26 protein-coding genes are annotated in these 26,339 nt (G+C 68.5%); 8 read left to right on the top strand and 18 right to left on the bottom strand.

The genetic code is table 11. The features are described 5' to 3' along the window. Positions 1-14: 14 nt before the first annotated feature. Genes R5H19_RS02135 through R5H19_RS02120 form a run of 4 tightly spaced genes read right to left on the bottom strand, consistent with a single transcriptional unit; the run spans position 15 to position 2,996 of the window. Positions 15-557, bottom strand: coding sequence for a pilus assembly protein PilP (locus tag R5H19_RS02135; RefSeq protein WP_318157322.1), 543 nt, complete (start codon positions 555-557; stop codon positions 15-17). Continuing rightward, positions 557-1,210 (bottom strand): type 4a pilus biogenesis protein PilO, encoded by a 654-nt coding sequence (pilO, locus tag R5H19_RS02130; protein WP_318157321.1) that lies wholly within the window; start codon positions 1,208-1,210, stop codon positions 557-559. The genes R5H19_RS02135 and pilO overlap by 1 nt, the downstream gene beginning before the upstream one ends. Continuing rightward, the gene (locus tag R5H19_RS02125; RefSeq protein WP_318157320.1) at positions 1,207-1,938 is read right to left on the bottom strand and encodes a PilN domain-containing protein; all 732 of its coding nucleotides are present in this window, start codon (positions 1,936-1,938) and stop codon (positions 1,207-1,209) included. The genes pilO and R5H19_RS02125 overlap by 4 nt, the downstream gene beginning before the upstream one ends. Then, positions 1,938-2,996 (bottom strand): pilus assembly protein PilM, encoded by a 1,059-nt coding sequence (locus R5H19_RS02120; protein WP_318157319.1) that lies wholly within the window; start codon positions 2,994-2,996, stop codon positions 1,938-1,940. Before R5H19_RS02120 ends, R5H19_RS02125 begins: the two co-directional genes overlap by 1 nt. A gap of 272 nt (positions 2,997-3,268) precedes the next feature. On the opposite strand from R5H19_RS02120, the gene R5H19_RS02115 reads away from it, so the two are divergent. Continuing rightward, the gene (locus tag R5H19_RS02115; RefSeq protein WP_318157318.1) at positions 3,269-5,797 is read left to right on the top strand and encodes a penicillin-binding protein 1A; all 2,529 of its coding nucleotides are present in this window, start codon (positions 3,269-3,271) and stop codon (positions 5,795-5,797) included. Positions 5,798-5,832: 35 nt separating this feature from the next. Then, positions 5,833-6,504: a hypothetical protein gene (locus R5H19_RS02110; protein WP_318157317.1), complete on the top strand. Its 672-nt coding sequence runs from the start codon at positions 5,833-5,835 to the stop codon at positions 6,502-6,504. Positions 6,505-6,577: 73 nt separating this feature from the next. Here R5H19_RS02110 and R5H19_RS02105 read toward each other — a convergent pair whose 3' ends face one another. The 7 genes from R5H19_RS02105 to rpoZ form a co-directional block, all read right to left on the bottom strand. Further along, positions 6,578-7,873 carry a citrate synthase gene (locus R5H19_RS02105; protein ID WP_318157316.1) on the bottom strand — a complete coding sequence of 432 codons (1,296 nt, stop codon included), beginning with the start codon at positions 7,871-7,873 and terminating at the stop codon, positions 6,578-6,580. A gap of 270 nt (positions 7,874-8,143) precedes the next feature. Then, positions 8,144-8,398: a type B 50S ribosomal protein L31 gene (locus R5H19_RS02100; RefSeq protein WP_318157315.1), complete on the bottom strand. Its 255-nt coding sequence runs from the start codon at positions 8,396-8,398 to the stop codon at positions 8,144-8,146. A 69-nt stretch (positions 8,399-8,467) separates the two neighbouring features. Next, positions 8,468-9,403: a nucleoside hydrolase gene (locus R5H19_RS02095; protein ID WP_318157314.1), complete on the bottom strand. Its 936-nt coding sequence runs from the start codon at positions 9,401-9,403 to the stop codon at positions 8,468-8,470. 51 nt (positions 9,404-9,454) lie between these two features. Next, complete coding sequence (gene recG / locus R5H19_RS02090) at positions 9,455-11,569, bottom strand: ATP-dependent DNA helicase RecG (protein WP_318157313.1); 2,115 nt, start codon at positions 11,567-11,569, stop codon at positions 9,455-9,457. Positions 11,570-11,652: 83 nt separating this feature from the next. Continuing rightward, on the bottom strand, positions 11,653-12,036 hold the full coding sequence (locus tag R5H19_RS02085; protein WP_318157312.1) for a RidA family protein: 384 nt from the start codon (positions 12,034-12,036) through the stop codon (positions 11,653-11,655). 75 nt (positions 12,037-12,111) lie between these two features. Further along, complete coding sequence (locus tag R5H19_RS02080) at positions 12,112-14,277, bottom strand: bifunctional (p)ppGpp synthetase/guanosine-3',5'-bis(diphosphate) 3'-pyrophosphohydrolase (RefSeq protein ID WP_318157311.1); 2,166 nt, start codon at positions 14,275-14,277, stop codon at positions 12,112-12,114. A gap of 126 nt (positions 14,278-14,403) precedes the next feature. Beyond that, positions 14,404-14,694, bottom strand: coding sequence for a DNA-directed RNA polymerase subunit omega (rpoZ, locus tag R5H19_RS02075; RefSeq protein ID WP_007509529.1), 291 nt, complete (start codon positions 14,692-14,694; stop codon positions 14,404-14,406). 200 nt (positions 14,695-14,894) lie between these two features. On the opposite strand from rpoZ, the gene R5H19_RS02070 reads away from it, so the two are divergent. Then, the gene (locus R5H19_RS02070) at positions 14,895-15,737 is read left to right on the top strand and encodes a VacJ family lipoprotein (RefSeq protein WP_318157310.1); all 843 of its coding nucleotides are present in this window, start codon (positions 14,895-14,897) and stop codon (positions 15,735-15,737) included. Positions 15,738-15,800: 63 nt separating this feature from the next. Here R5H19_RS02070 and R5H19_RS02065 read toward each other — a convergent pair whose 3' ends face one another. The 7 genes from R5H19_RS02065 to R5H19_RS02035 form a co-directional block, all read right to left on the bottom strand. Next, complete coding sequence (locus R5H19_RS02065; RefSeq protein ID WP_318157309.1) at positions 15,801-16,112, bottom strand: STAS domain-containing protein; 312 nt, start codon at positions 16,110-16,112, stop codon at positions 15,801-15,803. Further along, positions 16,109-16,783 (bottom strand): ABC transporter substrate-binding protein, encoded by a 675-nt coding sequence (locus R5H19_RS02060; protein ID WP_318157308.1) that lies wholly within the window; start codon positions 16,781-16,783, stop codon positions 16,109-16,111. The genes R5H19_RS02065 and R5H19_RS02060 overlap by 4 nt, the downstream gene beginning before the upstream one ends. A gap of 51 nt (positions 16,784-16,834) precedes the next feature. Next, positions 16,835-17,686: an outer membrane lipid asymmetry maintenance protein MlaD gene (gene mlaD / locus R5H19_RS02055; RefSeq protein ID WP_318157307.1), complete on the bottom strand. Its 852-nt coding sequence runs from the start codon at positions 17,684-17,686 to the stop codon at positions 16,835-16,837. A gap of 34 nt (positions 17,687-17,720) precedes the next feature. Beyond that, a complete protein-coding gene (gene mlaE / locus R5H19_RS02050; RefSeq protein ID WP_318157306.1) occupies positions 17,721-18,497 on the bottom strand; it encodes a lipid asymmetry maintenance ABC transporter permease subunit MlaE in 777 nt (258 codons plus the stop codon). After that, positions 18,494-19,330 (bottom strand): ABC transporter ATP-binding protein, encoded by an 837-nt coding sequence (locus R5H19_RS02045; protein ID WP_318157305.1) that lies wholly within the window; start codon positions 19,328-19,330, stop codon positions 18,494-18,496. The genes mlaE and R5H19_RS02045 overlap by 4 nt, the downstream gene beginning before the upstream one ends. 147 nt (positions 19,331-19,477) lie before the next feature. After that, on the bottom strand, positions 19,478-20,104 hold the full coding sequence (gene gmk / locus R5H19_RS02040; RefSeq protein WP_318157304.1) for a guanylate kinase: 627 nt from the start codon (positions 20,102-20,104) through the stop codon (positions 19,478-19,480). Then, a complete protein-coding gene (locus R5H19_RS02035) occupies positions 20,101-20,961 on the bottom strand; it encodes a YicC/YloC family endoribonuclease (protein WP_318157303.1) in 861 nt (286 codons plus the stop codon). The genes gmk and R5H19_RS02035 overlap by 4 nt, the downstream gene beginning before the upstream one ends. A 91-nt stretch (positions 20,962-21,052) precedes the next feature. Between R5H19_RS02035 and rph the strand changes: the two genes are divergently transcribed. From rph to R5H19_RS02010, 5 genes are read left to right on the top strand one after another with little or no spacing between them, the layout of a single operon-like run. Then, entirely contained in the window at positions 21,053-21,781 is a 729-nt protein-coding gene (rph, locus tag R5H19_RS02030) for a ribonuclease PH (protein WP_318157302.1), read from the top strand. Positions 21,782-21,796: 15 nt separating this feature from the next. Beyond that, positions 21,797-22,399: an RdgB/HAM1 family non-canonical purine NTP pyrophosphatase gene (gene rdgB / locus R5H19_RS02025; RefSeq protein ID WP_318157301.1), complete on the top strand. Its 603-nt coding sequence runs from the start codon at positions 21,797-21,799 to the stop codon at positions 22,397-22,399. Beyond that, positions 22,396-23,631 (top strand): radical SAM family heme chaperone HemW, encoded by a 1,236-nt coding sequence (gene hemW / locus R5H19_RS02020; RefSeq protein ID WP_318157300.1) that lies wholly within the window; start codon positions 22,396-22,398, stop codon positions 23,629-23,631. The genes rdgB and hemW overlap by 4 nt, the downstream gene beginning before the upstream one ends. 20 nt (positions 23,632-23,651) lie before the next feature. Next, positions 23,652-25,961 carry a DUF1631 family protein gene (locus R5H19_RS02015; protein WP_318157299.1) on the top strand — a complete coding sequence of 770 codons (2,310 nt, stop codon included), beginning with the start codon at positions 23,652-23,654 and terminating at the stop codon, positions 25,959-25,961. Beyond that, positions 25,958-26,305 (top strand): PilZ domain-containing protein, encoded by a 348-nt coding sequence (locus R5H19_RS02010; protein WP_318157298.1) that lies wholly within the window; start codon positions 25,958-25,960, stop codon positions 26,303-26,305. Before R5H19_RS02015 ends, R5H19_RS02010 begins: the two co-directional genes overlap by 4 nt. The last annotated feature ends 34 nt before the right edge of the window (positions 26,306-26,339 follow it).

Below are 26,339 nucleotides of genomic sequence, written 5' to 3'. Positions count from 1 at the left end.
AGCCCCTGTATTTCCTATTTCGCATCGAGCGCGATGCTGGCGGGACGTTCCATCCAGCCACCATTACCGTTGGACACCAGCTCGACCAGGTCGATGTGGTCCTCGCTGATGGCGGTGACATGCCCGTAGTTCTGTCCCATGTACTCGTTGACATGGACGCGATGGATCACGCCGCCCGGGTCCTTGACCAGCACTTCCATGCCCGCACCGGTACCGACCGTGCCGACCATCTTCAGGCTGTCCAGCGCAAACAGCTCCAGCGGCTGCTTGGCGCGGTTGGCGTCCGGCCGCGGACCGCTGGTGGCGGCGCTGTTCTCCAGCTCGGCCGTGCTCGGGCTGAACGGATCGCGCCGGTCCTGGTCGTCGTACTTGAATGTCTCGAACGTCTTGATCACCGGCAGCGGCTGGATCGGCGCGCCCTTCTTGGCCTTCTCCTGGGCAACCCAGGTGCGCAGGTCGGACATGCCGCGGGTGCAGCCGGCCAGCACCAGCGCGGCGGCGAGTATCAGCAGCAGGCGCATCACATGGGCCGGCCTGGTGGCAGTCAGCTTGTTCATCATTTTGCTCCCCCCGCCTTCTTGCCGGCGCCAGTGGCGGAGCTCTCTTCGTCGTCAAGGTAACGGTAGGTCTTCACCGTGCCCTGCAGCACCAGCTGGCCATTGGCGGGACCGTCCTTGCCCGCCGCCTTCGGCGTCAGCGAGACGTCGTGCAGGGTCAGGATGACGACTCGCGGCAACGAGGCCACGCCGCTGATGAAGGTGCCGAACTGGTGGTAGGTGCCGGTGAAGCGCAACGCGATCGGCTTTTCCGCGTAGAAGTCCTTGGGCGTTTCCGGGCCGGGCTGGAACAGGTCGCTCTCCAGGCCGGCCGCCTGCGCGGTCTGCGAGATGTCGACCAGCAGCTCGGGCATCTCGGTCTTGCTGGGCAGCTGGCGCAGCAGCTGGCGCAGCATGTCCTGCATCTCGTCGAGCTGCTGTTGCAGCGCTTCCAGGTTGACCGACTTGGCCTGCTTCTGGGAGAACTCCTGCTTGAGCTGGTTCTCCTTGCCGGCCAGCGTGTTCAGGCTGTCCTGCTGGTCGCTGACGAAGAAGTACCAGCCGAACAGCAACACGAAGCCGAACAGCAGCACGGTGAAGAAGATCTTGACCGTCTGCGGCCAGCCGCCGACGTTGTTGCGGTCGAGGTTCTGGAGGTCGTTGAAGAAGCTCATGATCCGACGCCTCCCTTGGCAGCTGGCGCACTCGCCGGCTTGGCTTCCACGGCGGCTGCCGCCGCAGGCGGGGTGGCCACCGCCTGGGCTGCCGTACCGGGTGCCGCCGGAACCGCCGCGGCAGGAGCGGCGCTGGAGCCGGCGGCGGACGGCAGTACCGGCGTCTTGCCGTCGACCTCGTCCGTCTTCGGCTTGCTCAGCAGCACGTTCAAGCCGAACTGGTAGGGCATGCGGGTGGCGTTATGGGTGTTCTCGGTCTTGCGCAGGTCGGCATGCCCCATCCACGGCGAGCGCTCGATGTTGCGCATGTACTCGGCGACGCTGGCGTTGGACTGCGCCACGCCGTCGAGCGACATCGACTGGCCGCCCTGCTTCAGCGCGGTCAGTCGCGCGCTGGTGGGAATCGTCTTCACCAGTTCGTCGAACAGATGCACCATCTGCGAACGATCGGCCTGCAACTGCTCGATGATCTGCTTGCGTGCCAGCAGGTGCTCGCGCACCTTCTCCAGGTCCTTGATCTTGGCGATGCGCACGTCGAGCTGCTTGATCTCGGTCTGCAGGTAGGCGTTGCGCTCGTTCTGGTTGTCGATGCGCTGGTCCATCCAGAACACCCACAGCAGCAATACGCCCAACCCCGCCACGAAGGCGGCGACGAGCTGCATGTAGAACTCGCGCTCGCGTTGCTTGCGCCGTTCGGCGCGCCACGGAAGTAGGTTGACGTGTGCCATCAGTCGAAGCTCCTCAGGGCGAGGCCGACCGCAATCATCAACGCGGGGGCGTCCTGCGCCAGCGACTGTGCCTGCACCCGCGGCGACAACGCCATGCGGGCCAGCGGATTGGCGATGACGCACGGCACGCCGAGCTGCTCCTCCAGCATCGGACCGAGCCCCTCGATCGAGGCGCAGCCGCCGGCCAGCACCACCTGGTCGACCTTGCTGTATTCGCTGCCGGCAAAGAAGAACTGCAGCAAGCGGCTGATCTGCTGGATCAGCGACTCCTTGAACGGCTCCAGCGCCTCGGTCTCGTAGGATTCGGGCAGGCCGCCCTTGCGCTTGGCGCGGCCGGCTTCCTCGTAGGAAAGCCCGAAGCGGCGCATGATCTCGTCGGTGAGCTGCTTGCCGCCGAAGACCTGCTCGCGCGAGTAGATCGTGCGCTGGTTGCGCAGCACCGACAGCGTGGTCATGGTGGCACCGATGTCGACCACCGCCACCAGCGCGTCGCGGCTCACGTTGAGCTGGTCGGCGATCATCGCGAAGGCGTTTTCCATGGCGAACGCCTCGACGTCGATCACCGCAGCGGTGAGCCCGCCGAGGTCCAGCGCGGCCACGCGCATGTCGACGTTCTCGGTGCGCGACGCGGCGAGCAGCACGTTGTTCATGTCGGGGTTGTCGCGCACCGGGCCGAGCACCTCGTAGTCGAGGCTGACTTCGTCGATCGGATACGGGATGTACTGGTTCGCCTCGACCTGGATCTGGCCTTCCAGGTCGTCATCGGAAAGATCGGCGTTCATCGGAATGATGCGCGTGATCACGGCCGACCCGGCCACCGCGGCGGCGGCGTGCTTGAGCTTGGAGCCCGAGCGCGCCAGCGCGCGACGGATCGCGTCACCCACCGCCTCGACCTCGACGATGTTCTTTTCGACCACGGCGTTCGGCGGCAACGGCTCGACCGCGTAATGTTCCACGCGATAACGCCCGCCCGCCTGACTGAGCTGCAGCAGCTTGACGGCAGTCGAACTGATGTCGACACCAATCAGCGCCGGCTTCTTCGGTGTAAAGAGCCCCACGGTGTTTCCCCCTTGCCGCTGACGCCCGTAGCCAGAATCCTGGCGGGGTACGCGATGGCATTAAATCGAAAAAATAACGCAATGGCAACGGTCTACGGGAACTTTCTCAAGTAATTGGCGTGATGCCCACCACATTTATTACGGAAACCCCATTGGCCTGACCCTTGCTTTGCGGGCCGGCTTTTGCATTCGGTCGACCGCTCCTCATGTCAGGAATACTCCTACATCTATACTCTGTCATGTTTTGACTCAGGTCTCGCTATCCCCCCACCATGCAAATTTTCAAACGCTTGCTGCGCTGGGCGCTGGTCCTGGCCTTTTCCGGTTTGCTCCTGGCAGTTGTCGCGGTGGGTGTGGCGTACTGGCTGATCGCCCCGAGACTTCCCTCGGTGGCCGAACTGAAGAACTATCCGATGCAGGTGCCGCTGCGCGTGCTGAGCGCCGACGGCAAGCTGATCGCGAGTTTCGGCGAGACCCGGCGCATCCCGGTGGACATCGGGAGAGTGCCGGACCGGCTCAAGCATGCCGTGCTGTCGGCCGAGGATGCGGACTTCTACCACCACCCCGGGGTGGACTGGCACGGCATCGCGCGCGCCGGCTGGCATGTGCTGGTGACCGGCGGCGACAAGGGCCCGGGCGGCTCCACCATCACCCAGCAGGTGGCCCGCAACTTCTTCCTCAGCCCCGAGAAGCTCTATTCGCGCAAGCTCACCGAGATCTTCATCGCGCTGCGCATCGAGCACGAACTGACCAAGGACCAGATCCTCGAGCTTTACCTCAACAAGATGTTCCTCGGCCACCGCTCGTACGGCGTGGCTGCGGCCGCCGAGTACTACTACGGCAAGACGCTGGACCAGCTGACCGTGGCCGAATGCGCGCTGATCGCCTCCACCTTCCAGCTGCCGTCGGTAGTCAACCCGATCAACGGGCAGAAACGCGCGATCGCCCGGCGCAACTGGGTGCTGGGCGAGATGCTGCGGCACGGCTACATCAACAAGGCCGTGTACGAGCAGGCGATCGCCGAGCCGAACCGGGCCTACCCGCACGAGCAGCCGATCGAGGTGGACGCACCCTACCTGGCCGAGATGGTGCGCCGGCAGGTGCTCGACCGCTTCGGCAACGACGCGCTGACCGAGGGCTACGTGGTCAGGACCACGCTGCAGAGCAGCCGCCAGCAGGCCGCCGTGGAAGCGCTGCGCGACGGGCTGGTCGCCTATGACCGCCGGCATGGCTGGCGCGGACCGGAAGCGCACCAGGACCTGCCGGCCAACGCCGGCGACGCGGACCTCGATGCCCTGCTGTCCGCCTACACCAGCGTTTCCGGCATGCAACCGGGCGTCGTCACCGCCAGCAACGCAACGCAGGCCACGGTCTACCTGTCCAGCCGCGAAAGCGTGATCCTCGATCTGGCCGCGGTCAGCTGGGCGCGCCCGCACATCAACGACGACCGTGTCGGCGCGGCGCCGACCCGCGTCGACGGCGTGCTCAAGCGCGGCGACATCATCCGGCTGGCACGCGACGACAAGGGCGAGTGGCAGCTGGCACAGATCCCTGCCGCGCAGGCCGCACTGGCCTCGATCGCGCCGGAGGACGGCTCGATCCAGGCGCTGGTCGGTGGCTTCAACTTCGTGCGCAGCAAGTTCAACCGGGCCGTGATGGCGGCGCGCCAGCCCGGCTCCGCCTTCAAGCCGTATCTGTATTCGGCAGCGTTCGAGCGCGGCTTCACCCCGGCCTCGATCATCAACGACGCGCCGCTCGCCCTGCCCGATCCGTCGCGTCCGAACGGCATCTGGACGCCCTCCAACGACGATGACAAGTTCGCCGGGCCGATGCGCCTGCGCGAAGCGCTGGTGCAGTCGAAGAACCTGGTCTCGGTGCGCCTGCTGGACGCCATCGGCGTGCGCTACATGCGCGAATACGCCACCCGCTTCGGCTTCTCGCAGGATGCGATCCCGGCCAACCTGTCGATGGCACTGGGCACCGCCTCGGTGTCGCCGATGGGCATGGCCCGCGGCTTCGCGGTGTTCGCCAACGGCGGCTACCTGGTCACGCCGTACTTCATCCACGAGATCGACGACCGCAACGGCAAGCCGGTGTACGTGGCCAACCCCGCGCGCGCCTGCCGCAACTGCCAGGAGCGCCTGCTCGACACGCGGCCGCCCGGGCCGCCGCCGCCCGAGATGAACCCTGCGCCCGCCAACCGCCTGGCCGGCGCCTCGTCCAGCGCACCCGCCGAACCCAGCAGCGTCGACGGTATCGGCGACGCGGTGCTGCCGGCCGACGCGCACGGCGAAGGCACGCACCCGCCGGTACTCGCGCCGCGCGTGATCGAGGCGCGCAACGACTATCTGGTGACCTCGCTGATGAAGGACGTGATCCTGCGCGGCACCGGCTCGGCCGCGCGAGCCCTCGGGCGTGACGACCTGGCCGGCAAGACCGGCTCCACCAACGACCACCGCGACGCCTGGTTCGCCGGCTTCGACGGCGAGCTGTCGACCGCCGTGTGGGTGGGCTTCGACGACTACAGCTCGCTCGGCCGCGGCGAGTTCGGCGCCAAGGCCGCGCTGCCGATCTGGATGTCCTACATGGGCAGCGCGCTGAAGGGCCAGCCGTCGAGCACGTTGCCGATGCCGCCGGGAATCAGTACGGTATGGATCGACCGCAACAGCGGCCTGCCCGCGTCGTCTGACGACCCGGACGGCATCAACGAGATATTGAAGGTGGAAGACGTCGACCGGCTGCGCAGCCAGGCCGCCCAGCAGAAGGAGCAGGACCAGCAGCACGCCTACGACATCTTCTGAGGTGCTGCCGGCTACCGATCGTTGAGGAGCGTGCCATGTCCCGAGGCGAACACCACCGCATCCATGCGCACGACCGCCTGCGGCGCAACCGCCTGCGGGTTGCCCAGGAAGCCGCGCGGCTGATGAGCGAGCACGGCATCCGCGATTTCCATCATGCCAAGCTGAAGGCGGCCGAACGGCTCGGCATCCTCGACACGCAGGCGCTGCCGCGCAACCTGGAGATCGAGCAGGCCCTGCGCGAGCACCAGCGCCTGTTCCTCGCCGACAGTCAGCCGCAGCTGCTGCGCCAGCGGCGCGAGGCGGCGGTCGAAGCGATGCGTTTCCTCGCTCCGTTCGAGCCGCGCCTGGTCGGCGCCGTGCTCGAAGGCACCGCCGATACGCACTCGGCGGTGTGCCTGCACGTCTACTGCGACGACCCGGAAGCGGTCATGTTGTACCTGCGCGAGCGCGGCGTGCCGATCGAGACGCAGGTGCGCCGGCTGCGCTACGGTCGCGACGAACAGCCCGAGTACCCGGTGCTGCTGTTCGCCGCCGACGAGTTGCCGTTCGACCTCACCGTGCTGCCGCGCGACGCGCTGCGCCGGGCCCCGCTGGACCGCACCGACGACCGGCCGATGCGCCGTGCTCCGCTGGCCCAGGTGGAAATGCTGCTCGACGAGGGCGACGACGAAACCTTCGAGCAGCGGCTGGGCGCGGCGTTGCGCTGAGCCCGGCTCATCCAGCCGCATAAAAAGAAGCCCCGGCCTCGGCCGGGGCTTTTTCGCCCATGCGATGCGGCGATCAGCGCTTCGCGGTCGGCACGTAGTCACGCATGTCGGCGCCGGTATAGACCTGGCGCGGACGGCCGATGCGCGATCCGGGCGTTTCGTGCTGCTCGATCCAGTGCGCGATCCAGCCGGCGGTGCGCGCGATGGCGAACATCACGGTGAACATCTCGGTGGGGATGCCCAGCGCCTTGTAGATGATGCCGGAGTAGAAGTCGACGTTCGGGTACAGCTTGCGCTCGACGAAGTACTCGTCCTTCAGCGCCGCCTCTTCCAGCTTCATCGCCACGTCCAGCAGCGGGTCGTTGACGCCCAGCTCGGCCAGCACCTTGTGGCACATCTCGCGGATGATCTTCGCGCGCGGGTCGAAATTCTTGTAGACGCGATGGCCGAAGCCCATCAGCCGGAAGCTGTCGTTCTTGTCCTTCGCGCGCAGCACCGCTGACTCGACGTTGTCCGGCGTGCCGATTTCCTGCAGCTGCTTGAGCACCGCCTCGTTGGCGCCACCATGCGCGGGGCCCCACAGCGCGGTGATGCCGGCAGCGATCGACGCGTACGGATTGGCGCCGGTGGAACCGACCAGGCGCACGGTCGAGGTGGACGCGTTCTGCTCGTGGTCGGCGTGCAGGATGAACAGCAGGTCGAGCGCCTTGGCCGCCACCGGGTTCATCTGCAGCGGCTCGCTCGGCACCTCGAACATCATGTGCAGGAAGCGGTCGACATACTCCAGGTTGTTGCGCGGATAGCGCATCGGCCAGCCGATCGAATAGCGGTAGCAGGCGGCGGCGATGGTCGGCATCTTGGCGATCAGGCGGATCGCGGCAAGCTTGCGGTCGGCCGGATCGTCGACGTTGAGGTCGTCGTGGTAGAACGCCGACAGCGAGGCCACCGCGGCGGCCAGCATCGCCATCGGATGGGCATCGTGGTGGAAGCCCTGGAAGAAGTTCTTCAGCGACTCGTGCAGCATCGTGTGGTGCGCGACGTCGTGCTCGAAGGTGGCGAATTCGGCCGGCTTCGGCAGCTCGCCGTTGAGCAGCAGGTAGGCCACCTCCAGGAAGCTGGAGTGCTCCGCCAGCTGCTCGATCGGGTAGCCACGGTACAGCAGCACGCCCTGATCGCCGTCGATGTAGGTGATCGCGCTCTTGGTGCTGGCGGTCGAGCCATAGCCGGGGTCGTAGGTGAAGTGACCGGTGTCCTTGTACAGCGTGGCGATGTCGATGCACGCCGGGCCGAGCGTGCCGCTGACCAGCGGCAGTTCGCTGCTGCGCTTGCTCGATTCATCCACCAGCTTGACGGTCTTGGGATCGGACACGGAAACCTCCTTACATGTGGGTCGTCGCCGTCGGCGACCGCGGGGCGGCCGGCCGGCGAGGGAATGCGGCACCACGCGCCGGGGAAAGCGCGCGGCGCTACGGACGCAATGGCGTCAGCGCACCGGCCATTATCGCACAAGCTTCTGCCTGCATTCGATGGCGAATGGTCGAATGGCGGACGCAAAAAGACACGGGGCAGGCCTGTGGCCTGCCCCGTGCCCTGAACCGGATTCGTGCGGTCGGCGCCAGGCGCCGGCCCGCCGCGTCGCTTATTCCTTGACGGCACCCGCATAGCGGCGACGGAACTTGTCGACGCGACCGCCGACGTCCAGCGTCTTCTGCTTGCCGGTGTAGAACGGGTGCGAATGGCTGGAGATATCCACCTTGATCAGCGGGTACTCGTTGCCGTCCTCCCACTTGATGGTTTCCTTGCTGGACATGGTCGACTTGGTCAGGAACGCGAAGTCGGACGACAGGTCCTGGAACACCACCGGGACGTAGTTCGGATGGATGTCAGGCTTCATGGCTGGCTCTAAAGCGGTGGTGAAAAGAGCGGCATTGTAACGGGGAGGCGGCACCGGCCGCAAGTCCGCTCAGCCCGGCGCACCCAGCGCGCGCCGCACCATCGCGGCAAAGCGGGCCTGATCCACCTCGAGCACGATGCGGGCCTGGGCCGGGCGGCCCAGCCGTCCCTTCCAGTCCACCACGGTGGCGCCGCGGGTCAGGCGGCCGTCCAGCTCCACCGCCACGGCACGGGTTTCGCTGCGGGTGACGATGCCGGAGTCCAGCGCCACCGCCATTGCGAGTGCGTCGGCGGCGACCAGGCCGTGGCGGTCGTGCTTCGCGTTGTAGCGGCGGGCGGTGGCCACGATGCGGCTGAAGAAGTCCGCGCGCCGGTCGCCGGCGGCCAGCCAGGCGTCGAATTCGGCATCGTCGAAGGCATGCCGCAAGGTGGCTTCCCAGTCGACCAGGTCGAATGCAGGGAACGCCTCGAACACCACGTGGGCCGCCTCCGGGTCGAAGCCGATGTTGAACTCGGCGGGTACCTTGCCGGTGTTGCCGTGCCCGGTCACCGCGCCGCCCATCACCACCAGCCGCTTCACCCGCGCGGGCAGCGTGGGGTCGAGCCGCAACGCCAGCGCCAGGTTGGTCAACGGACCCAGCGCCACCAGGGTCAGCTCGCCCGAGCGCTCTCGGGTCAGCCGCAGCAGCGCCAGCGCGGCCGGTTCGTCGGCCAGCGCGGCCACGGGCTCGGGGAAGCCGACGTCGCCGAAGCCGTCCTGGCCATGCACGAACGCGGCGTCCTCCTCCGGCGCGCGTACCAGCGGCACCGCGCAACCGGCGAACACCGGGATAGCCGTGCCGGCCAGGTCGACCAGGGTACGCGCGTTGCGCACGGTATGACCAAGGCCCACGTTGCCGGCGGCGATGCTGAGGCCGGCGATGTCGGCGTGCGCGCAGGCCATCAGGATGGCCAGCGCGTCGTCCACGCCGGGGTCGGTGTCGATCAGGAGTTGCGGCTTGCTCATGGGCGGATGACTTGAAGAATTGAAAAGTGCGGCGAGGGATGATCGCAAAAATCACGCATGCGCGTAGCGCGCGGCACCACCGACCCAGCGTTCGATCAGCCGGGTGGTCTGCTGCGGGTGTTCGGCCAGCATGTGTTCGCCGACCTGCTGCACGGCCGGCAACAGGTGCGCATCGCGGGTAAGGTCGGCGATGCGGAAACTGAGCTGACCGGTCTGGCGGGTGCCCAGCACCTCGCCCGGGCCGCGCAGTTCCAGATCCTTTTCGGCGATGCGGAAGCCGTCGTTGGTGTCGCGCATCACCTGCAGCCGTTCGCGCGCCAGCTGGCCCAGCGGCGGCTGGTACAGCAGCACGCAATTGGAGGCCACCGCGCCGCGGCCGACCCGGCCGCGCAACTGGTGCAGCTGGGCCAGTCCCAGCCGCTCGCTGTTCTCGATCACCATCAGGCTGGCGTTGGGCACGTCCACGCCAACCTCGATCACCGTGGTCGCCACCAGCACGGCCAGCGCGCCGGACTTGAACGCGTCCATCACCGCCTGTTTTTCCTTCGGCTTCATGCGGCCGTGGATCAGGCCGACCTTGAATTCGGCCAAGGCCACGGAGAGTTCGGCGTGTGCCACTTCGGCCGCCTGCGCGCGCAGTTGCTCGGACTCCTCGATCAGGGTGCATACCCAGTACACCTGGCGCCCCTCGCCGCAGGCGGCGTGGATGCGCTCGATCACCTCGCTCCGTCGTGCGTTCGAGATCGCGATGGTCTGCACCGGGGTGCGCCCGGGCGGCAGTTCGTCGATGGAGGAAACGTCGAGGTCGGCATAGGCGCTCATCGCCAGCGTGCGCGGGATCGGCGTGGCGGTCAGCACCAGCTGGTGCGGCACCAGCTCGCCATCCTTGCCCTTGTCGCGCAGGGCCAGCCGCTGCTGCACGCCGAAGCGGTGCTGCTCATCGACGATCACCAGGCCGAGCCGCGCGAACGCCACGCCTTCCTGCATCAGCGCATGCGTGCCGACCACCACCGGCGCGCCTGCCGCGACCCGCGCCAGCGCACGCTGGCGCGCCTTGCCGGCCACCTTGCCGGCCAGCCACTCCACCTCGATGCCGAGCGGCTGCAGCCAGTGGCGGAAGTTGCGCAGGTGCTGTTCGGCCAGCAGCTCGGTCGGCGCCATCAGCGCGACCTGGTGGCCCGACTCCACCGCCGCCAACGCCGCCAGCGCCGCGACCACGGTCTTGCCGCTGCCGACGTCGCCCTGCACCAGCCGCAGCATCGGCCGCGGCCGAGCCAGGTCGCTCGCCACCTCCTTGCCGACGCGCTGCTGCGCCGCGGTCAGGCGGAACGGCAACGCAGCCAGCAGTTGTCGACGCAATTCGCCTGCGCCACCCAGCTTCGGCGCACGCCGCTGCCGCACCGCCGCGCGCAGGCGCTTCAGGCTGAGATGCTGGGTCAGCAGTTCTTCGAACGCCAGCCGCTGCTGCGCCGGATGCCGGCCGAGCAGCAACTGGTCCAGGCGCGCGTCCGGCGGCGGCCGGTGCACGTACAGCAGCGCATCGCGCAATGAAGTGAGGCCGTGCCTGGCGCACAGCTCCGGCGGGATCAGCTCCAGTTGCGCGGCCGGCGGCAGCAGCGCCAGTGCCTTGCCGATCACTCCGGCCAGCCGTTTCGGACCGAGTCCCTCGGTGGTCGGGTAGACCGGGCTGAGCAACTCGTCGACCGTGGCCGCCGCTTCCCCGCTCAGGCGCTGGTAGTTCGGGTGCACCATCTCCAGACCCTGCGCGCCATGGCGCACCTCGCCGTAGCAGAGTAGCCGCGTGCCCGGCTGCAACTGCTCGGCCTGCGCGCGGTTGAAATGGAAGAATCGCAGCAGCAGCGTCTGCCGGCTGTCGTCGCCGATCGCCACCTTCATTTGCGGGCGATAGCGGAAGCCGCGCTCGACCGCCTCGACCACACCCTCGACCTGCGCCCGCTCGCCCACCCGCAAGTCGGCGATCGCGGTGATCCGGGTCTTGTCCTCGTAGCGCAGCGGCAGGTGGAACCACAGGTCCTGCACCCGCTCCAGCCCGAGTTTGTGCAGCGACGCGGCCAGCGCCGGGCCCACGCCCGGCAGCGCGCCGACCGGGGTGAGGCCGGGGTCGGCGTCGGTGGCGGCAGCGGAGCGGACAGTGCGGGCAGGCATGGCCCGGCAAGCCTAACCGAGCACCGCCTCCTGTCGTAAGCCGGACGCCGACAGTCGGTGTCGGCGCGCGGCGCCGGCGACACTCAGTCCAGCACCATCACCGCGTCGACTTCGACCTGCGCCGCCTTCGGCAGGCCGGACACCTCGATGGTGGAGCGCGCCGGGTACGGCTGCTGGAAGTACTCGGCCATCACCGCGTTGACTGCGGCGAAGTTCGCCAGGTCGGTGACGTAGATGCCCACGCGCACGATCTGCGCCAGCGAGCCGCCGGCCGCTGCGGCCACCGCGGTGAGGTTGTCGAACACCCGCCGCGTCTGCGCGGTGATGTCGCCGTCGACCAGCGCGCCGGTGGCCGGGTCCAGCGGAATCTGGCCGGAGAAGTACACCGTATTGCCGGCACGCACGGCCTGCGAGTACGGGCCGATCGCGGCGGGGGCTTTCTCGGTGGAGATGATGCTGCGGGACATGGCTTGCCTCGGGTGGTGAGGAGTGGGAAAGCCATGGATGTTAGCAGCACTCGTTTCCGGCTCCCTCGCCCTCTCCTACAGGGGGTAGCGATAGGCGCCGCTGACCACGCCGGTGCGGCGCACGCGGCGGATCACGTCGGCCAGGTGCTTGCGGTTCTTCACTTCCAGCGCGAACAGCAGCGTCGCGGCAGCGGCATCGCGTTCGACGTACTCCACGTTCTCGATGTTCGAGTCGGCGGCGGCGATCGCGGCGGCCACGGTGGCCAGCACGCCAGGACGGTTGATCACCTCGATGCGCAGCTCGGCGCGGTAGTCGCCCTGCACGTCGCGGTCCCATTCGATCGCCACGCAGCGCTCCGGCGACTTGCGCAGCTCGACCACGTTCGGGCATTCCTCGCGGTGCACCACGATGCCCTTGCCCGAGGACAGGTAACCGATGATGTCGTCGCCCGGCAGCGGGTGGCAGCAGTTGGCGAAACTGAGCACGCCGCGTTCGGCGCCGGTGATGCGGATCTTCTCGCGTGCATGCGCCGGCGACGGCGGCTTGCCGGCCTTCTTGCCGCGCGAGGCGAGCAGCTGGCTGGCGACCACGTCGGGCATGCGGTTGCCCAGCGCGATGTCGGACAGCAGCTCCTCCAGCCGCTTCAGCTTGGAAGTTTCCAGGAAGCGGTCCAGTACCGCCGGCGGGATGCCGTCCAGGCTGCTGCCCTGCGCGTCCAGCGCGCGGTCGAGCATGCGATGGCCGAAGTCCACCGCGTCCTCGTGCTGCAGGTGTTTCAGGTACTGGCGGATTGCGGTGCGCGCCTTGCCGGTGACCACCACTTCCAGCCAGGCCGGGTTCGGCACCGCCGACGGCGCGGTGATGATCTCCACCAGCTGGCCCGATTCCAGCTTCGTGCGCAGCGGCAGCAGCTTCTTGTCGACCCGCGCGGCCACCGCGTGGTCGCCCACGTCGGTGTGCACCGCATAGGCGAAGTCCAGCGCGGTGGCGTTGCGCGGCAGCGACAGGATGTCGCCGCGCGGGGTGAACAGGTAGACCTCGTCGGGGAACAGGTCGATCTTGACGTTCTCGATGAACTCCGACGACGACACCGTATTCGCCGAGCTGTCGACCAGCGACGACAACCACTCGCGCGCGCGAACCTGTGCGCTGTTGGCCGGGCCCGAGTCGGTCTTGTAGGCCCAGTGCGCGGCGACGCCGCGCTCGGCGACCGAATCCATCTCGGCGGTGCGGATCTGCACCTCGATCGGCGCACCGAACGGACCCAGCAGCACGGTGTGCAACGACTGGTAGCCGTTCGCCTTGGGAATCGCGATGAAGTCCTTGAAGCGGCGATCGACCGGCTTGTACAGCGCGTGCACCACGCCGAGCGCCATGTAGCAGCTCATCGCGCTGTCGACCACCACGCGGAAACCGTAGACGTCCATCAGCTGGGCGAAGCTCTTGTGGTCCCCGCGCATCTTCGAATAGATGCTCCACGGCGACTTGATCCGGCCCACCACGCGCGCCGGCAGATGATCGGCGGCCAGCCGCGCGGACAGCGCCGCCTCGATCTTGCCCATCGCCTCGCGGCGGTTGCCCAGCGCCGCGCGGATGCGCTCGCTGATCACCCGGTAGCGGTCGGGATACAACGCGCGGAAGCCCAGGTCCTGCAGCTCCGCCTTGAACTTGTTCATGCCCAGGCGCTGCGCGATCGGCGCATAGATCTCCAGCGTCTCGCGCGCGATGCGGCGGCGCGAGGGCGCATCCTTGGCGCCGAGCGTGCGCATGTTGTGCAGGCGGTCGGCCAGCTTGATCAGGATCACGCGGATGTCGCGCGCCATCGCCAGCAGCATCTTGCGGAAGCTTTCCGCGTCCGCCTCCTGGCGGCTGCCGAAGCGCATCTTGTCCAGCTTGGTGACGCCATCGACCAGCTCGGCCACCACTTCGCCGAACTCGGCGGCCAGCGCCTCGCGGCCGAGTTCGGTGTCTTCCAGGGTGTCGTGCAGGATCGCCGCGATGATCGTCTCGGCGTCCAGCCCCAACTCGGCCAGGATGCCGGCCACCGCCACCGGGTGGGTGATGTACGGCTCGCCGCTCATGCGCTCCTGACCGGCATGCGCCTGCGCGCCGACCTGGAACGCGCGCAACACGCGACCGATCTGCGCCTCGGGCAGGTAGGCAATGCGTTCTTTCAGCGCCAGCGCATACGGCGGCAGCGCGGACAGGTCGACCGTAGCGGAGTGGGTGGCCGCAGTCATCGGTGCCGACGCCTGCTCAGGCGCCCACCCTGCGGCGGGAACAGACAGCAGCTGCCGGACGCACGCGGACCGCCACACCGGCCGTGCCGGTGCAGCGGAGACGCGTACTACAGCAGCCGCCGTCCATCAGTCGTCGCCGCCCTTGGACAGGTCGTCGTCGACCTCGGCGGCAGCCCATTCCAGCGCCTCGCGCTCGGCGCGCTCGCGCTCGGCCTTGTCGATCTGGTCGATGGTGGCCTGGTCGATGCGGCGGGCGGCGATCTCGCGCAGCGCCAGTACGGTCGGCTTGTCGTGATCGGGGTTGACCGCCGGCTCGGCGCCCTTTTCCAGCTGGCGTGCGCGCTTGGTCGCCATCAATACCAGCTCGAAACGGTTGTCGACCACCTCGAGGCAGTCTTCCACGGTAATGCGTGCCATGCGAATTCCTTGGGGAATAGTGACTTATATGGTCTGTCAGTGTAGATGAGCGGGGGCTTTGCTGGCAATGCGCACGACGCGTATCATGGCGGGCTGGCCACGGACCGGCGGCTCGGCCGGTGGAAGCAAGCCGAAAGCCGTGCGTGATACAAAACCAGACAGTACACTTACTGTCTCCCCCGACGCGAGCCCCCGCATTGATGCCCCCATCGCCTCGATTTTCCCTGCTGCGCCGCTGGTTGCCCGTGCTCGCGATCGCGTTGCTGGCCGGTTGCACCATCGCCAAGCCACGCACCGACGATCCGCTGGAGAAATACAACCGCGGCACCTACAAATTCAATGACGCGGTGGACAAGGCCGTGATCCGCCCGGTCGCATTGGGCTACCGCAAGGTGACCAACCCGCCGGTACGCCGCTCGTTCAGCGACTTCTTCACCAACATCCGGATGCCGATCACGGTTGCCAACGACCTGCTGCAGGCGCGCCCGAAGCAGGCGTTGCAGAGCACCGGCCGATTCCTGGTGAACCTGACCCTGGGCGTCGGCGGCTTCTTCGACCCGGCCAGCCAACTCGGCCTGCCGCTGGAAGACAACGATTTCGGCATCACCCTGGCGCGCTGGGGCACGCCGGAAGGCGACTACCTGGTGTTGCCGCTGCTGGGCCCGAGCACCGCGCGCGACATCTGGCAGCGGCCGGTGGACAGCTACTTCTTCGACCCGCTGACGCTGTACGCCGGCAACCATCACTACAACGGGCTGCAGTACCTGCCGACGGCGATGTACCTGGTGACGATCCGCGCGCGCGCGATCGACGCCGAAGGCTTCCTGCAGTCCGCCTACGACCCTTACGTGTTCATGCGCGATGCGTACCGGCAGCAGCGCCTGTACAAGATCTACGACGGCAACCCGCCGCTGGAGATCATCCAGCAGATGCAGGGTCTGGACGATCAGAACTTCGACCCCGAGGAACTGCTGGAGCAGCAGCACCAGTGGGAAAAGCAGCACCCGGGCCAGGGCGCACCGTCGGAACCGGAATCGCCCTAGAGACATCCGCAGAATCGAAAAGGGGCCGCACGGCCCCTTTTCGTTTCCCGCCTCGCCGGGTGCTCAGCCGATCAGGCCATCGACCTCGCAGACCTGGGCCAGGGCACGCATCCCGGCCGGCAGGTTGACGACCTGCAGGGCCTGCCCACGCCGCGCCGCGTCGGCCGCCACCGCCAGCACGCAGGCAAGACCGGCGCTGTCGCTGCGTTGCACGCCAGCCAGGTCCAGCCGCGCCACCGCACCACCCGCCAGCGCGGACCGGATCACCTGCCACGCCGCGGTCGCCGTGTCGAAGCTCAATTCGCCATGCACGCCCAGTACGGCCGGCGTATCGGTGTCGAGCCGGAAGGCGGCCATGGAGGACTGCCCGCTCACGACGCGTCCTTGTTGTCCTTGGCCATCGTCTCCAGCGCCTTGGAGCCCTGGGTCTCGAGGTTGGTGATCAGCTTATCGAGGCCGACCTTGCGGATCTCCGCGTCGACCTGGTTGCGGTAGTTGGTGACGTAGGAGATGCCCTCGATAATCACGTCGTAGGCCTTCCAGCCGCCGTCACGGCCCTTGCGGAACGCGTAATCGATCGACACCAGCTTGCCGTCGTCCAGCACGACCTGGGTGCGCACCACGGTGCGCTTGTCGTTGAGGTCGCCCTTGAACGGCAGCACCTTGACCCGGCCGCGGGTGTAATTGAGCAGGCCCTCGGCGTAACGGTGGGTGATCGAGTTGTAGAACGCCCGGGCGAAGCGCTCGCGCTGCACCGGGCTGGCTTCGCGGGCGTGCTGGCCGAGCACCAGGATCGAGGCGTAGTCGATGTCGAAGTGCGGCAGGAAGACGTCGTCGATGACGCCGATCAGCTTCTCCTGGTTCTTCTTCAACTCGTCCTGATGGCCCTCGATCGCCGTGGCCAGTTGGTCGGCAATGGTCTGCACGACCTCCACTGGAGCCTGCTGGGTGGCGACCGTGGCGGTCGCCTGGGCGGACACGGGGGCGGAAGCGGTGGCGACGACGCCGAACGCGATGGCGGTGGCAAGGGCCAGTCTGCGCAACATGGATAACTCCTTCAGCGAAACCGGCGCGCGGGCCGGCGTGGAATGGCGGGCTTACTTGCTGCCGTTGCCGGCGTCCTTCTTGTCGCCGGGCGAACCGTTGACCAGGAACTTGCCGATCAGGTCCTCCAGCTGCAACGCGGACTGGGTCAGGATCATCTCGTCGCCGTCCTTGAGCACCTCGGGGGAGCCGCCGGGCTGGATCGCAACATACTGGCTGCCGATCAAACCGCTGGTGAACACCGCAGCGGACGAATCGTCGGGAATCGCGTCGTAGCGCTTGTCGATCGACAGCACCACCTCGGCGTTCAGCTTGACCGGATCGGCGCGCACCGACTGCACGCTGCCGATCACCACGCCGGCCATCTTCACCGGCGCACCGGCCGAAAGCGTACCGACGTTGGTGAAACTGGCCTTCACCGCATAGCTGCCGCCGACGTTGTCGACCACGCCACCGGCGCCGAAGAACTTGCCGAGCATCTCTTCCAGCGGTTGGGTCGACTTGGTCCGTGCCAGCGTGCCGCCAGCGGCCACCGCCTGCTTCGAGCTGCCGTATTCGATGCCCACGTACTGGTCGCCGAGCAGGCCGCTGGTGAAGATCGTCGCCACCGAATCGAGCGGAATACGGTCGTAGTTCTTGTCGATCGACAGCTTCACGTCGGCCACGTCGTGGCCTGCCTTGAGCGTGACCGACTGCACCTGGCCGACCCGCACGCCGGCGATCTTCACCGGCGCGCGCTCCTTCAGCTGGCCGATGTTGGTGAACTGCGTGTCGATGGTGTAGCTGTCGCCCTGGCGCACGTTCGCCACCGAACTGGTCTGGGTGGCCAGGTAGGCCAGCGCGGCGAAGCCCAGCACGATGAACAGGCCGGTGCCGACGGCATAGGAACTTCTCGGTTGGCTCACGGCAGAATCCTCGGAAAACGATAGGTCATGGCAGTCACATCAGGAAGGCGGTGAGGACAAAGTCCAGCGCGAGGATCGCGATCGACGAGGCGACCACGGTGCGGGTGGTGGCGTAGGCCACGCCCTCGCTGGTCGGCGGCGTGGTGAAGCCCTGGAACACCGCGATCAGCGAGACCACCGCGCCGAATGCCAGGCTCTTCAGCAGCACGCCGTTGACGATGTCGGTGTGCACGTCGACCTGGGCGGTCATGTTCGACCAGAACGTGCCGTTGTCGATGCCGAGCCAGGTCACGCCGACCAGGTGGCCGCCGAAGATGGCCATGGCGCAGAACACGCAGCACAGCAGCGGCATCGCGATCAGCCCGGCGAGGAAACGCGGCGTGGCCACGTAGGCGACCGGGTCGACCGCCATCATCTCCATCGCCGAGATCTGGTCGGTGGCACGCATCAGGCCGATCTCGGCGGTGACCGCGGTGCCGGCGCGACCGGCGAACAGCAGCGCGGTGACCACCGGGCCCAGCTCGCGGTACACCGACAGCGCGACCACCATGCCGCTGGCCGAGGTGCCGCCGAAGATCGATAGCACGTGGTACAGCTGCAGCATCAGCACCATGCCGACGAACAGGCCGCAGACCATGATGATGGTCAGGCTCATCGCGCCGACGAACCACAGCTGGCGGACCGTTTCGCGCAGGTAGCGGAAGCTGCGCGGGATCGCCCCCAGCAGGGTCAGCAGGAACAGGCCGCACAGGCCGATCTGCGCCAGCGACTGGGTCACCACGTTGTTGGGCCGAGGAGCGCGCGCGTTCATTTCGTCGCTCCGGCAAAGCCCAGCTCGGTGGCGTAGTCGCCGGCCGGGTAGCGGAACGGAATCGGGCCGTCCGCCTCGCCGCCGAAGAACTGCCGCGTCCATGGTGAGCCGTCGTCGGCGATGGTTTTCGGGTCGCCTTGCGCCACCACCTTGCCCTTGGCCAGCAGCACCACATGGTCGGCGATCTGCTGCACCGCGGCCAGTTCGTGCGAGACCAGCACGCTGGTGATGCCGAGCGTCTGGTTCAGGGTCAGGATCAGCTTCAGCACCTGGTTCAGCGCCACCGGGTCGAGCCCCACGAACGGCTCGTCGTAGAGGATCAGCTGCGGGTCGAACACGATCGCCCGCGCCAGCGCCACCCGCCGCGCCATGCCGCCGGACAGTTCGTTCGGCATCAGCCGCGCGGCACCGCGCAGGCCCACCGCCTGCAGCTTCATCAGCACCAGGTTGCGGATCAGCGCCTCGGGCAGCTTCGTATGCTGGCGCAGCGGGAACGCCACGTTCTCGAACACGTCGAAATCGGTCAGCAGAGCGGAATTCTGGAACAGATAGCCCACGCCTTCGCGCAGCTTGTACAGCTCCTCGCGCGACAGCTCGGCCACGTTGCGGCCATCCACGTGGATGCTGCCTTCGTCGGCGTGCATCTGCCCGGTGATGTGCTTGAGCAGGGTGGTCTTGCCGGTGCCGCTGGGGCCCATGATCGAGGTGATCCTGCCGCGCGGGATGTCCAGGTCCAGCGCGTCGAAGATGGTCTTGCCATTGAGCACCGTGGTCAGCCCGCGGATGCGCACCAGGGTGGCGTCGTCGGGCGGCGATCGGACAGGTTGAGTCATGAAGGCTGCGACCACAAAAGAAAACAAAGGTAATGGAACCACATCCGCAACGCCACGCGACACCCGCCCCCGCAGGAGCCCGCCGGCGGGCGATGCCTTTGCGCCGTGACTCTGGATTCGGACAGGGCATCGCCCGCCGGCGGCCGCTCAGGGAGCCAGCAGCTCGGCGATCAGCGCCTCGTGCCGCTGCCACTGCAGCGCGTTGCGCAGGCGCACAGCACGCACGATCGCCTGCAGGTCGGCCAGCGCCTCGTCGAATACGTCGTTGACCAGGATGTAGTCGAACTCGTGCGCGTGGGCGATCTCGCCGCGCGAATTGCGCAAGCGGCGTTCGATCACCTCGGGCGCGTCCGAGCCACGACCACGCAGGCGCCGCTCGAGTTCCGCCCGCGACGGCGGCAGGATGAACACGCTGACGCAGTCGGGCTTGCTCGCGCGGATCTGCCGGGCGCCCTGCCAGTCGATCTCCAGCAGCACGTCGCGCCCCTGTCCGAGCAGTTCCTGCACCATGGCGCGCGAGGTGCCGTACAGGTTGCCGTGCACCTCGGCGTGCTCGAGGAAGATGCCCTCGGCGATCTCGCGCTCGAACTCGGCCCGCTCGACGAAGTAATAATGCCGCCCGTACTGCTCGCCCGGCCGCGGCGGCCGCGTGGTGTGCGACACCGACAGCGAGATCGCGCTGTCGCGCTCCAGCAGCGCGTTGACCAGGGTGGACTTGCCGGCGCCCGAGGGCGCGGCGATCACGAACAGGGTGCCTTCGAGCGGGGCGTTCATTCGATGTTCTGTACCTGCTCGCGCATCTGCTCGATCAGCACCTTCAGCTCCACCGCGGCGTTGGTGCTGCGCGCGTCGACCGACTTGGAGCCGAGCGTGTTCGCCTCGCGGTTGAATTCCTGCATCAGGAAGTCCAGGCGCCGGCCGACCGGCTCGGCCAGGCCCAGCACACGACGTGTCTCGGCGATGTGGGTGTCGAGCCGGTCCAGTTCCTCGTCCACGTCGCTGCGGGTGATCTGCAGCACCAGTTCCTGTTCCAGCCGCCCCGGCTCGACCGGCTGCTTCAGGTCGGCCAGGCGCGTTTCCAGGCGGGTGCGCAGCGCGGCACGGATCTCCGGCATCCAGCCGCGCACGTCGGCGACCACGCGCTCGATCGCATCGAGCTTGTCGCGCAGGACCTGGCCCAGCTTCGCGCCCTCGCGCTCGCGGGTGGCGGCGAGCGCGTCCAGCGCGCGGTCGAGCACGTCGAACAGCGCCGCCTGCTGCACCTCGGGATCGGCCTCGGCCTGCTGCAGCACGCCGGGGAAACGCAACAGCTCGGTGAGCTGCACCTGCAGGCCGGGAAACAGCGCGGCCAGGTCAAGGTTCAGTTCGGACAGGCGCGACAGCAGTGCCCGATCGACCTGCAGCGAGCCGTTGCGCGCCTCGCTGGCACGGCGCACGGTGAGGTCGAGCTTGCCGCGCGAAAGCTTCGCCGCGACGCGCTCGCGCAGCTGCGACTCGAAACCGCGCAGGTCGTCCGGCAGGCGCGGGCTCAGCTCCAGGTAACGGTGGTTGACCGTGCGCAGTTCGCAACTGAGCGTACCGGCAGGGCCGGTGGCTTCGGCGCTGGCGTAGGCCGTCATGCTGCGGATCATCGGCGCCTTCCGGGCGGAGGGAAAGGACGCAATGGTAAACTCTATGGTCCCGCCTTGCCCAATCCGGCCAAGCGTCCCCAGGATCCGCCCCATGAATTCCGCCACCCGCCCCAGTGGTCGCACCAGCGACCAGTTGCGCCCGGTCCGCCTTGAACGCCATTACACCCGCTACGCCGAAGGCTCGGTGCTGGTGAGCTTCGGCGACACCCGCGTGCTGTGCACCGCCAGCATCGAGGATCGCGCACCGGCCTGGCTGCGCGGCAAGGGCGAGGGCTGGATCACCGCCGAATACGGCATGCTGCCGCGCGCCACCAATACGCGCACCCAGCGCGAAGCGGCGCGCGGCGGCCAGGGCGGCCGCACCATGGAGATCCAGCGGCTGATCGGCCGCAGCCTGCGCGCCTGCGTCAACCGGCAGGCACTGGGCGAGCGCGTGATCACGCTGGACTGCGACGTGCTGCAGGCCGACGGCGGCACCCGCACCGCCGCAATCACCGGCGCCTACGTGGCCCTGGTCGACGCGGTGAACCTGCTGATGAAGCGCGAGAACCTCAAGCGCAACCCGATCGTGGGTGCGGTCGCCGCCGTCTCGGTGGGCATCTACAAGGGCGTGCCGGTGCTCGACCTCGACTACGCCGAGGACTCCGACTGCGACACCGACATGAACGTGGTGATGAACGACGGCGGCGGCTTCATCGAAGTGCAGGGCACCGCCGAGGGCCACGCGTTCCGCCGCGGGGAAATGGACGCGATGCTGGCCCTGGCCGAGAAAGGCATCGGCGAGCTGGTCGCGGCGCAGCGCGCGGCGCTGGCGCCGTAAGCCGGGAATCGGCAGATGACGCAACGAGTGGTCCTGGCCAGCAGCAACCGCGGCAAGCTCGCGGAGTTCAACGCGCTGCTCGCCGACAGCGGTTTCGAGGTGGTGGCGCAATCGAGCCTGGGCATCGCGGACGCCGAGGAAACCGGGCTCAGTTTCGTCGAGAACGCGCTGCTCAAGGCGCGCCATGCCGCCCGCGCCAGCGGTCTGCCGGCGCTGGCCGACGACTCCGGCCTGTGCGTGGCGCACCTGCGTGGCGCCCCCGGCCTGTACTCGGCGCGTTACGCCGGCGGCCACGGCGACAGTGCGACGAACAACGCCAAGCTGCTGCGCGCGCTGGACGGCGTGGCGGCGGCGCAGCGCGGCGCGTTCTTCATCTGCGCGCTGGCGTTGCTGGCCGACGCCGACGACCCCGCTCCGCTGATCGCCGAAGGCCGCTGGCACGGCCGCGTGCTCGACGCCCCGCGCGGCGAGCAGGGCTTCGGCTACGACCCGCTGTTCCTGCCGCACGGCCAGGCGCTCAGCGCCGCCGAACTCGATCCCGCGCTGAAGAACACGCTCAGCCACCGCGGCCAGGCGCTGGCGCAGTTGCGCGCGAGGCTGGCCGAGCGGCACGCATGAGCCTGACCGCGCCACCGCTGTCGCTGTACGTGCACATGCCGTGGTGCGTGAAGAAGTGCCCGTACTGCGACTTCAACTCGCACGGCCTGCGCAGCGAGCCGCCGCCGTACGCCGACTACATCGGCCACCTGCTGGCCGATCTCGACGCCGACCGCGCCGACTTCGCCACCGCACTCGAAGGCCGTCCCGTCATCAGCATCTTCTTCGGCGGCGGCACGCCCAGCCTGTTCGCGCCGGAACTGATCGCACGCCTGCTCGACGGCGTGCGCGAGCGGCTGGCGCTGGCCGACGACGCCGAGATCACTCTGGAAACCAACCCCGGCACGGTCGAGCACGGTCGCTTCGACGGCTACCTGGCCGCCGGCGTCAACCGCATCTCGTTCGGCGTGCAGAGCTTCGACGACGACAAGCTGAAACGGCTCGGTCGCATCCACTCGGCGGCCGAGGCGGAAGCCGCGGTGAAATCCGCACAGGACGCGGGCTACGAAAACATCAACCTCGACCTGATGTACGCGCTGCCGCAGCAGACGCTGGACGGCGCACTGGCCGACGTCGAGCACGCGGTCGCGTTGGCGCCCACCCACGTCTCGCACTACCAGCTCACCCTGGAACCGAACACGGTGTTCGCCGCCAACCCGCCGCCGCTGCCCGACGACGACCACGCCTGGGCCATGCAGGAGGCCTGCGAGGCGCGCCTCGCCGCCGCCGGTTACGGCCAGTACGAAATCTCCGCCTACGCCCGGCCCGGCCGCCGTTGCGCGCACAACCTCAACTACTGGCAATTCGGCGACTACCTCGGCATCGGTGCCGGCGCCCACGGCAAGCTCAGCGACGCGCATGCCGGCCAGGTGCACCGGCGCTGGAAGACCCGCGGCCCGCGCGCCTACATGGACGCCGCCGGCGGCCCGGGCCGGATCGGCGGCGACGGCGCGGTCGCCCCCCGCGAGCTGCCGTTCGAGTACATGCTCAACGCGCTGCGCCTGGTCGACGGCGTGCCGATGGCCGCCTTCGCCGAGCGCACCGGCCTGCCGCCGGAGCACATCGCCGCCGCGCTGGCTGCGGCGCGTCGTCGCGGCTGGCTGCGCGACGACCCGCAGCGGCTGCAGACCACCGCGCTGGGCCAGCGCTTCCTCAACGACGTGATCGGCAGCTTCCTCGACTGTGCGTGCCTGGCCACCGGGCGCTCCCCGGATGGCATCGCCGCCACGACCGGCATAGACTGGCCGCCCTAGGGGAATCAACGGGTTCATGCATGGATGTCGGGCACGATCGACGTCACTCGTCCGCGTCACACCACGGCGGCCGCATCGGCGGCGCACGCTGGCCGGTGCGCGCGCAACGCCTGCTGGAAACCAGCCACACGCTGTGCGTGGAAGGGCTGCAGGAACCCCTGCGTCGTTGCCTGAGCGAATTCGAGAAGCAGCTTTTCGCGCTGGCCGAGCGCGCGCACCACGCCGGCGAGCAGCAGGACTGCTTCGCCAGCCGGCAACGCGTGCTGCAGGGCCGCACCGCCTTCACCCGGCGTTTCACGGAGCAGCTCGGCCACGCGTTCGACGGGATCGACGAGGCCGACAGGACCGCGCCGGCCGTGGCCGATGCCAAGCCGTGGCAGACGCTGGCACTGGTCGACCCCGGCGAGCAGGAAGTGTCGATGGCCCTGGAGCAGTTGGGTGCCCGCGGCGAAGTCCGCCACAGCAGCGTGTTGCACGAACTGGGCTATCGGCTGGCGGTGCTGGTCGGTGCCCCGCCGCTGGAAGGCCAGGCGCTGCCGCTGGGCCCCTACGCCATGGCCAGGGCGTGCCATGAGGCCAGCGCCGAGCTGGAATTGCCGCTGAAGCACCAGTTGTTGCTGCTGCAGCACTTCGACCAGTGGGTGATCCAGGCGCTGGCGCCGTTGTACGACATCGTCAACGCCCACCTGCAGGGCGACGGCATCCTGCCGCAGTTGCGCAGCATCCCGATCCCGCGGCACATCGGCAAACGATCGCGCCCCGCCACCAGCGGCAATTCCGCGGCGGCCGGCGAACCGGCCACTGCCGAAGCCGGCACCGAGCACGCCGCGGGCTCCGGCCATGGCGGCGGCAGCGGCGAGCCCATCGAAGTGCTGGAATCCCTGCGCGATCTGTTGGCGCGGCAGCGTGCCGGCCGGGGCGGCGGCAGCGACCAGCCGGTCGGCCGCGCCGCCAGCGAACAGGAGCTGCAATCCGCGCTGGGCGCGCTGCAACAGCACCTGGCCCAGGTGACCGACCGCGCCGGCCGCGAGCTGCGCAGCGCGGCACGCCTGCGCGAGGAGCTGCTGGCCCAGCTCAACTTCGGCAAGCCCGCCGACGCACCGCGCACCCAGCTCACCGACGAACAGGGCGACACGGTGGAACTGGTCGCACGGCTGTTCGAACAGCTCGGCCAGCAACTGCAGCGCGGCGGCAACGCCAGCAACCTGCTCAGCAGCCTGCAACTGCCGGTGCTGCGCATGGCGGTGGCCGACCACGGTTTCTTCGAGAAGCGCGAGCACCCGGCGCGCCGGCTGCTCGACACCGTGACCGCCACGGCCAACGACTGGCTCGACGGCAGCGACGATGAAAGCAACCGCCCGCTGGCGGCCAAGCTCGAACAACTGGTCAACCGCGCCAGCCAGGAGCCGCCCAGCGCCGGCCTGTACACCACGCTGCTGGCCGACATCGAACACCACCTGGCCCTGCTCACGCGCAAGGCGCAGGCCGCCGAGCGCCGTCACGTGGAAGCGGCACAGGGCCGCGAACGGCTGGACCAGGCCCGCCACCGCGCCGGCGAGCTGATGGCCGAACGCTTTGCGCAATCGCCGCCGCGCGGCCTGCTGCGCGCCCTGCTCGACCGCGCCTGGTCCGACGTGCTGGCGCTGACCCTGCTGCGCCACGGCGAGGACAGCGAGACGTTCCGCGCGCAACTGGCGATCACCGACCAGTTGCTCGGCCGCCTGCCGGTGGACGACCGGCTGCAGTTGCAGGTAGAGGTGGAGTCCGGCCTGCAGCAGATCGGCATGCACGTCGAGGAAGCGGTGCAGGTGGCGCAGCGCCTGCTTGGCGCGGGCAAGCCCGACCCTGCCGTGGAACTGCCCAGCGCCACCGACCTCGCCCTGCGCCTGAAACAGCACCAACGCCTGGGTGAACAGCACGGCGGCGCGCAGGAAGCCGGCGCCGCGCCGAACGCTCCCTCGGTCCGGCAAGCGGCGACGGCGCCCGAGCCCAGCCCGCGCGAGCGGCGCATCGAGGAACACCTGCGCAACCTGCCGTTCGGCAGCTGGTTCGAGTTCGTCGACCCGGCCACCGGGCAGATCGCCCGGCGCAAGCTGGCCTGGTACTCGCCGATGTCCGGACGCTGCCTGCTGGTCAGCCGCCGCGGCCAGCGCGGCGAGGAGATGAGCCTGCTGCAGCTGGCCCGCGAAGTGGCCAGCGGCCGCGCCTGCGAGGTGCTGGTGCAGCCGGAGAGCCTGCTCGACCGCGCCTGGCGCAGCCTTACCGGCAGCCTGCGCCAGACGGCCGGCGTGCGCCGCCCGCCCTCCACGCCGGAGCCTCCGCGCCCATGAACACCCCCAACCAGCGTCGTGCCCAGCGCAAGCGTGCACCCGTCAACGCCATCGTCACGGACGTCATCACCAACCTGCCGATCGGGCACCTGGGCAACCTCTCCAGCACCGGCATGATGCTGATCTGCGCGCAAGCGCCGCGCAGCGAGGCGATCTATCAGGTCAGCCTTACCCTGCCCGGCACGGGCCGGATGCTGGCCCAGTCGCAGCCGATCGAGATCGGCATCCAGGAGCAATGGCACGAACCTGCCGCCAGTTCGGGGCAGATCTGGGCCGGTTATCGCATCGTGGCAGTCAGCGACGCCGACGCTGCCCGGATCGGGAGCTGGCTGGCGCAGGACTGAGCCCGCCGCGCACGGCCCAACGCGACTGGCGGTC

The sequence above is a fragment of the Rhodanobacter sp. KK11 genome, assembly GCF_033345435.1.
Classification (GTDB): domain Bacteria; phylum Pseudomonadota; class Gammaproteobacteria; order Xanthomonadales; family Rhodanobacteraceae; genus Rhodanobacter.
The sequence above is the reverse complement of the archived record's forward strand: the minus strand, read 5'-3'. Positions and strand labels throughout refer to the sequence as shown.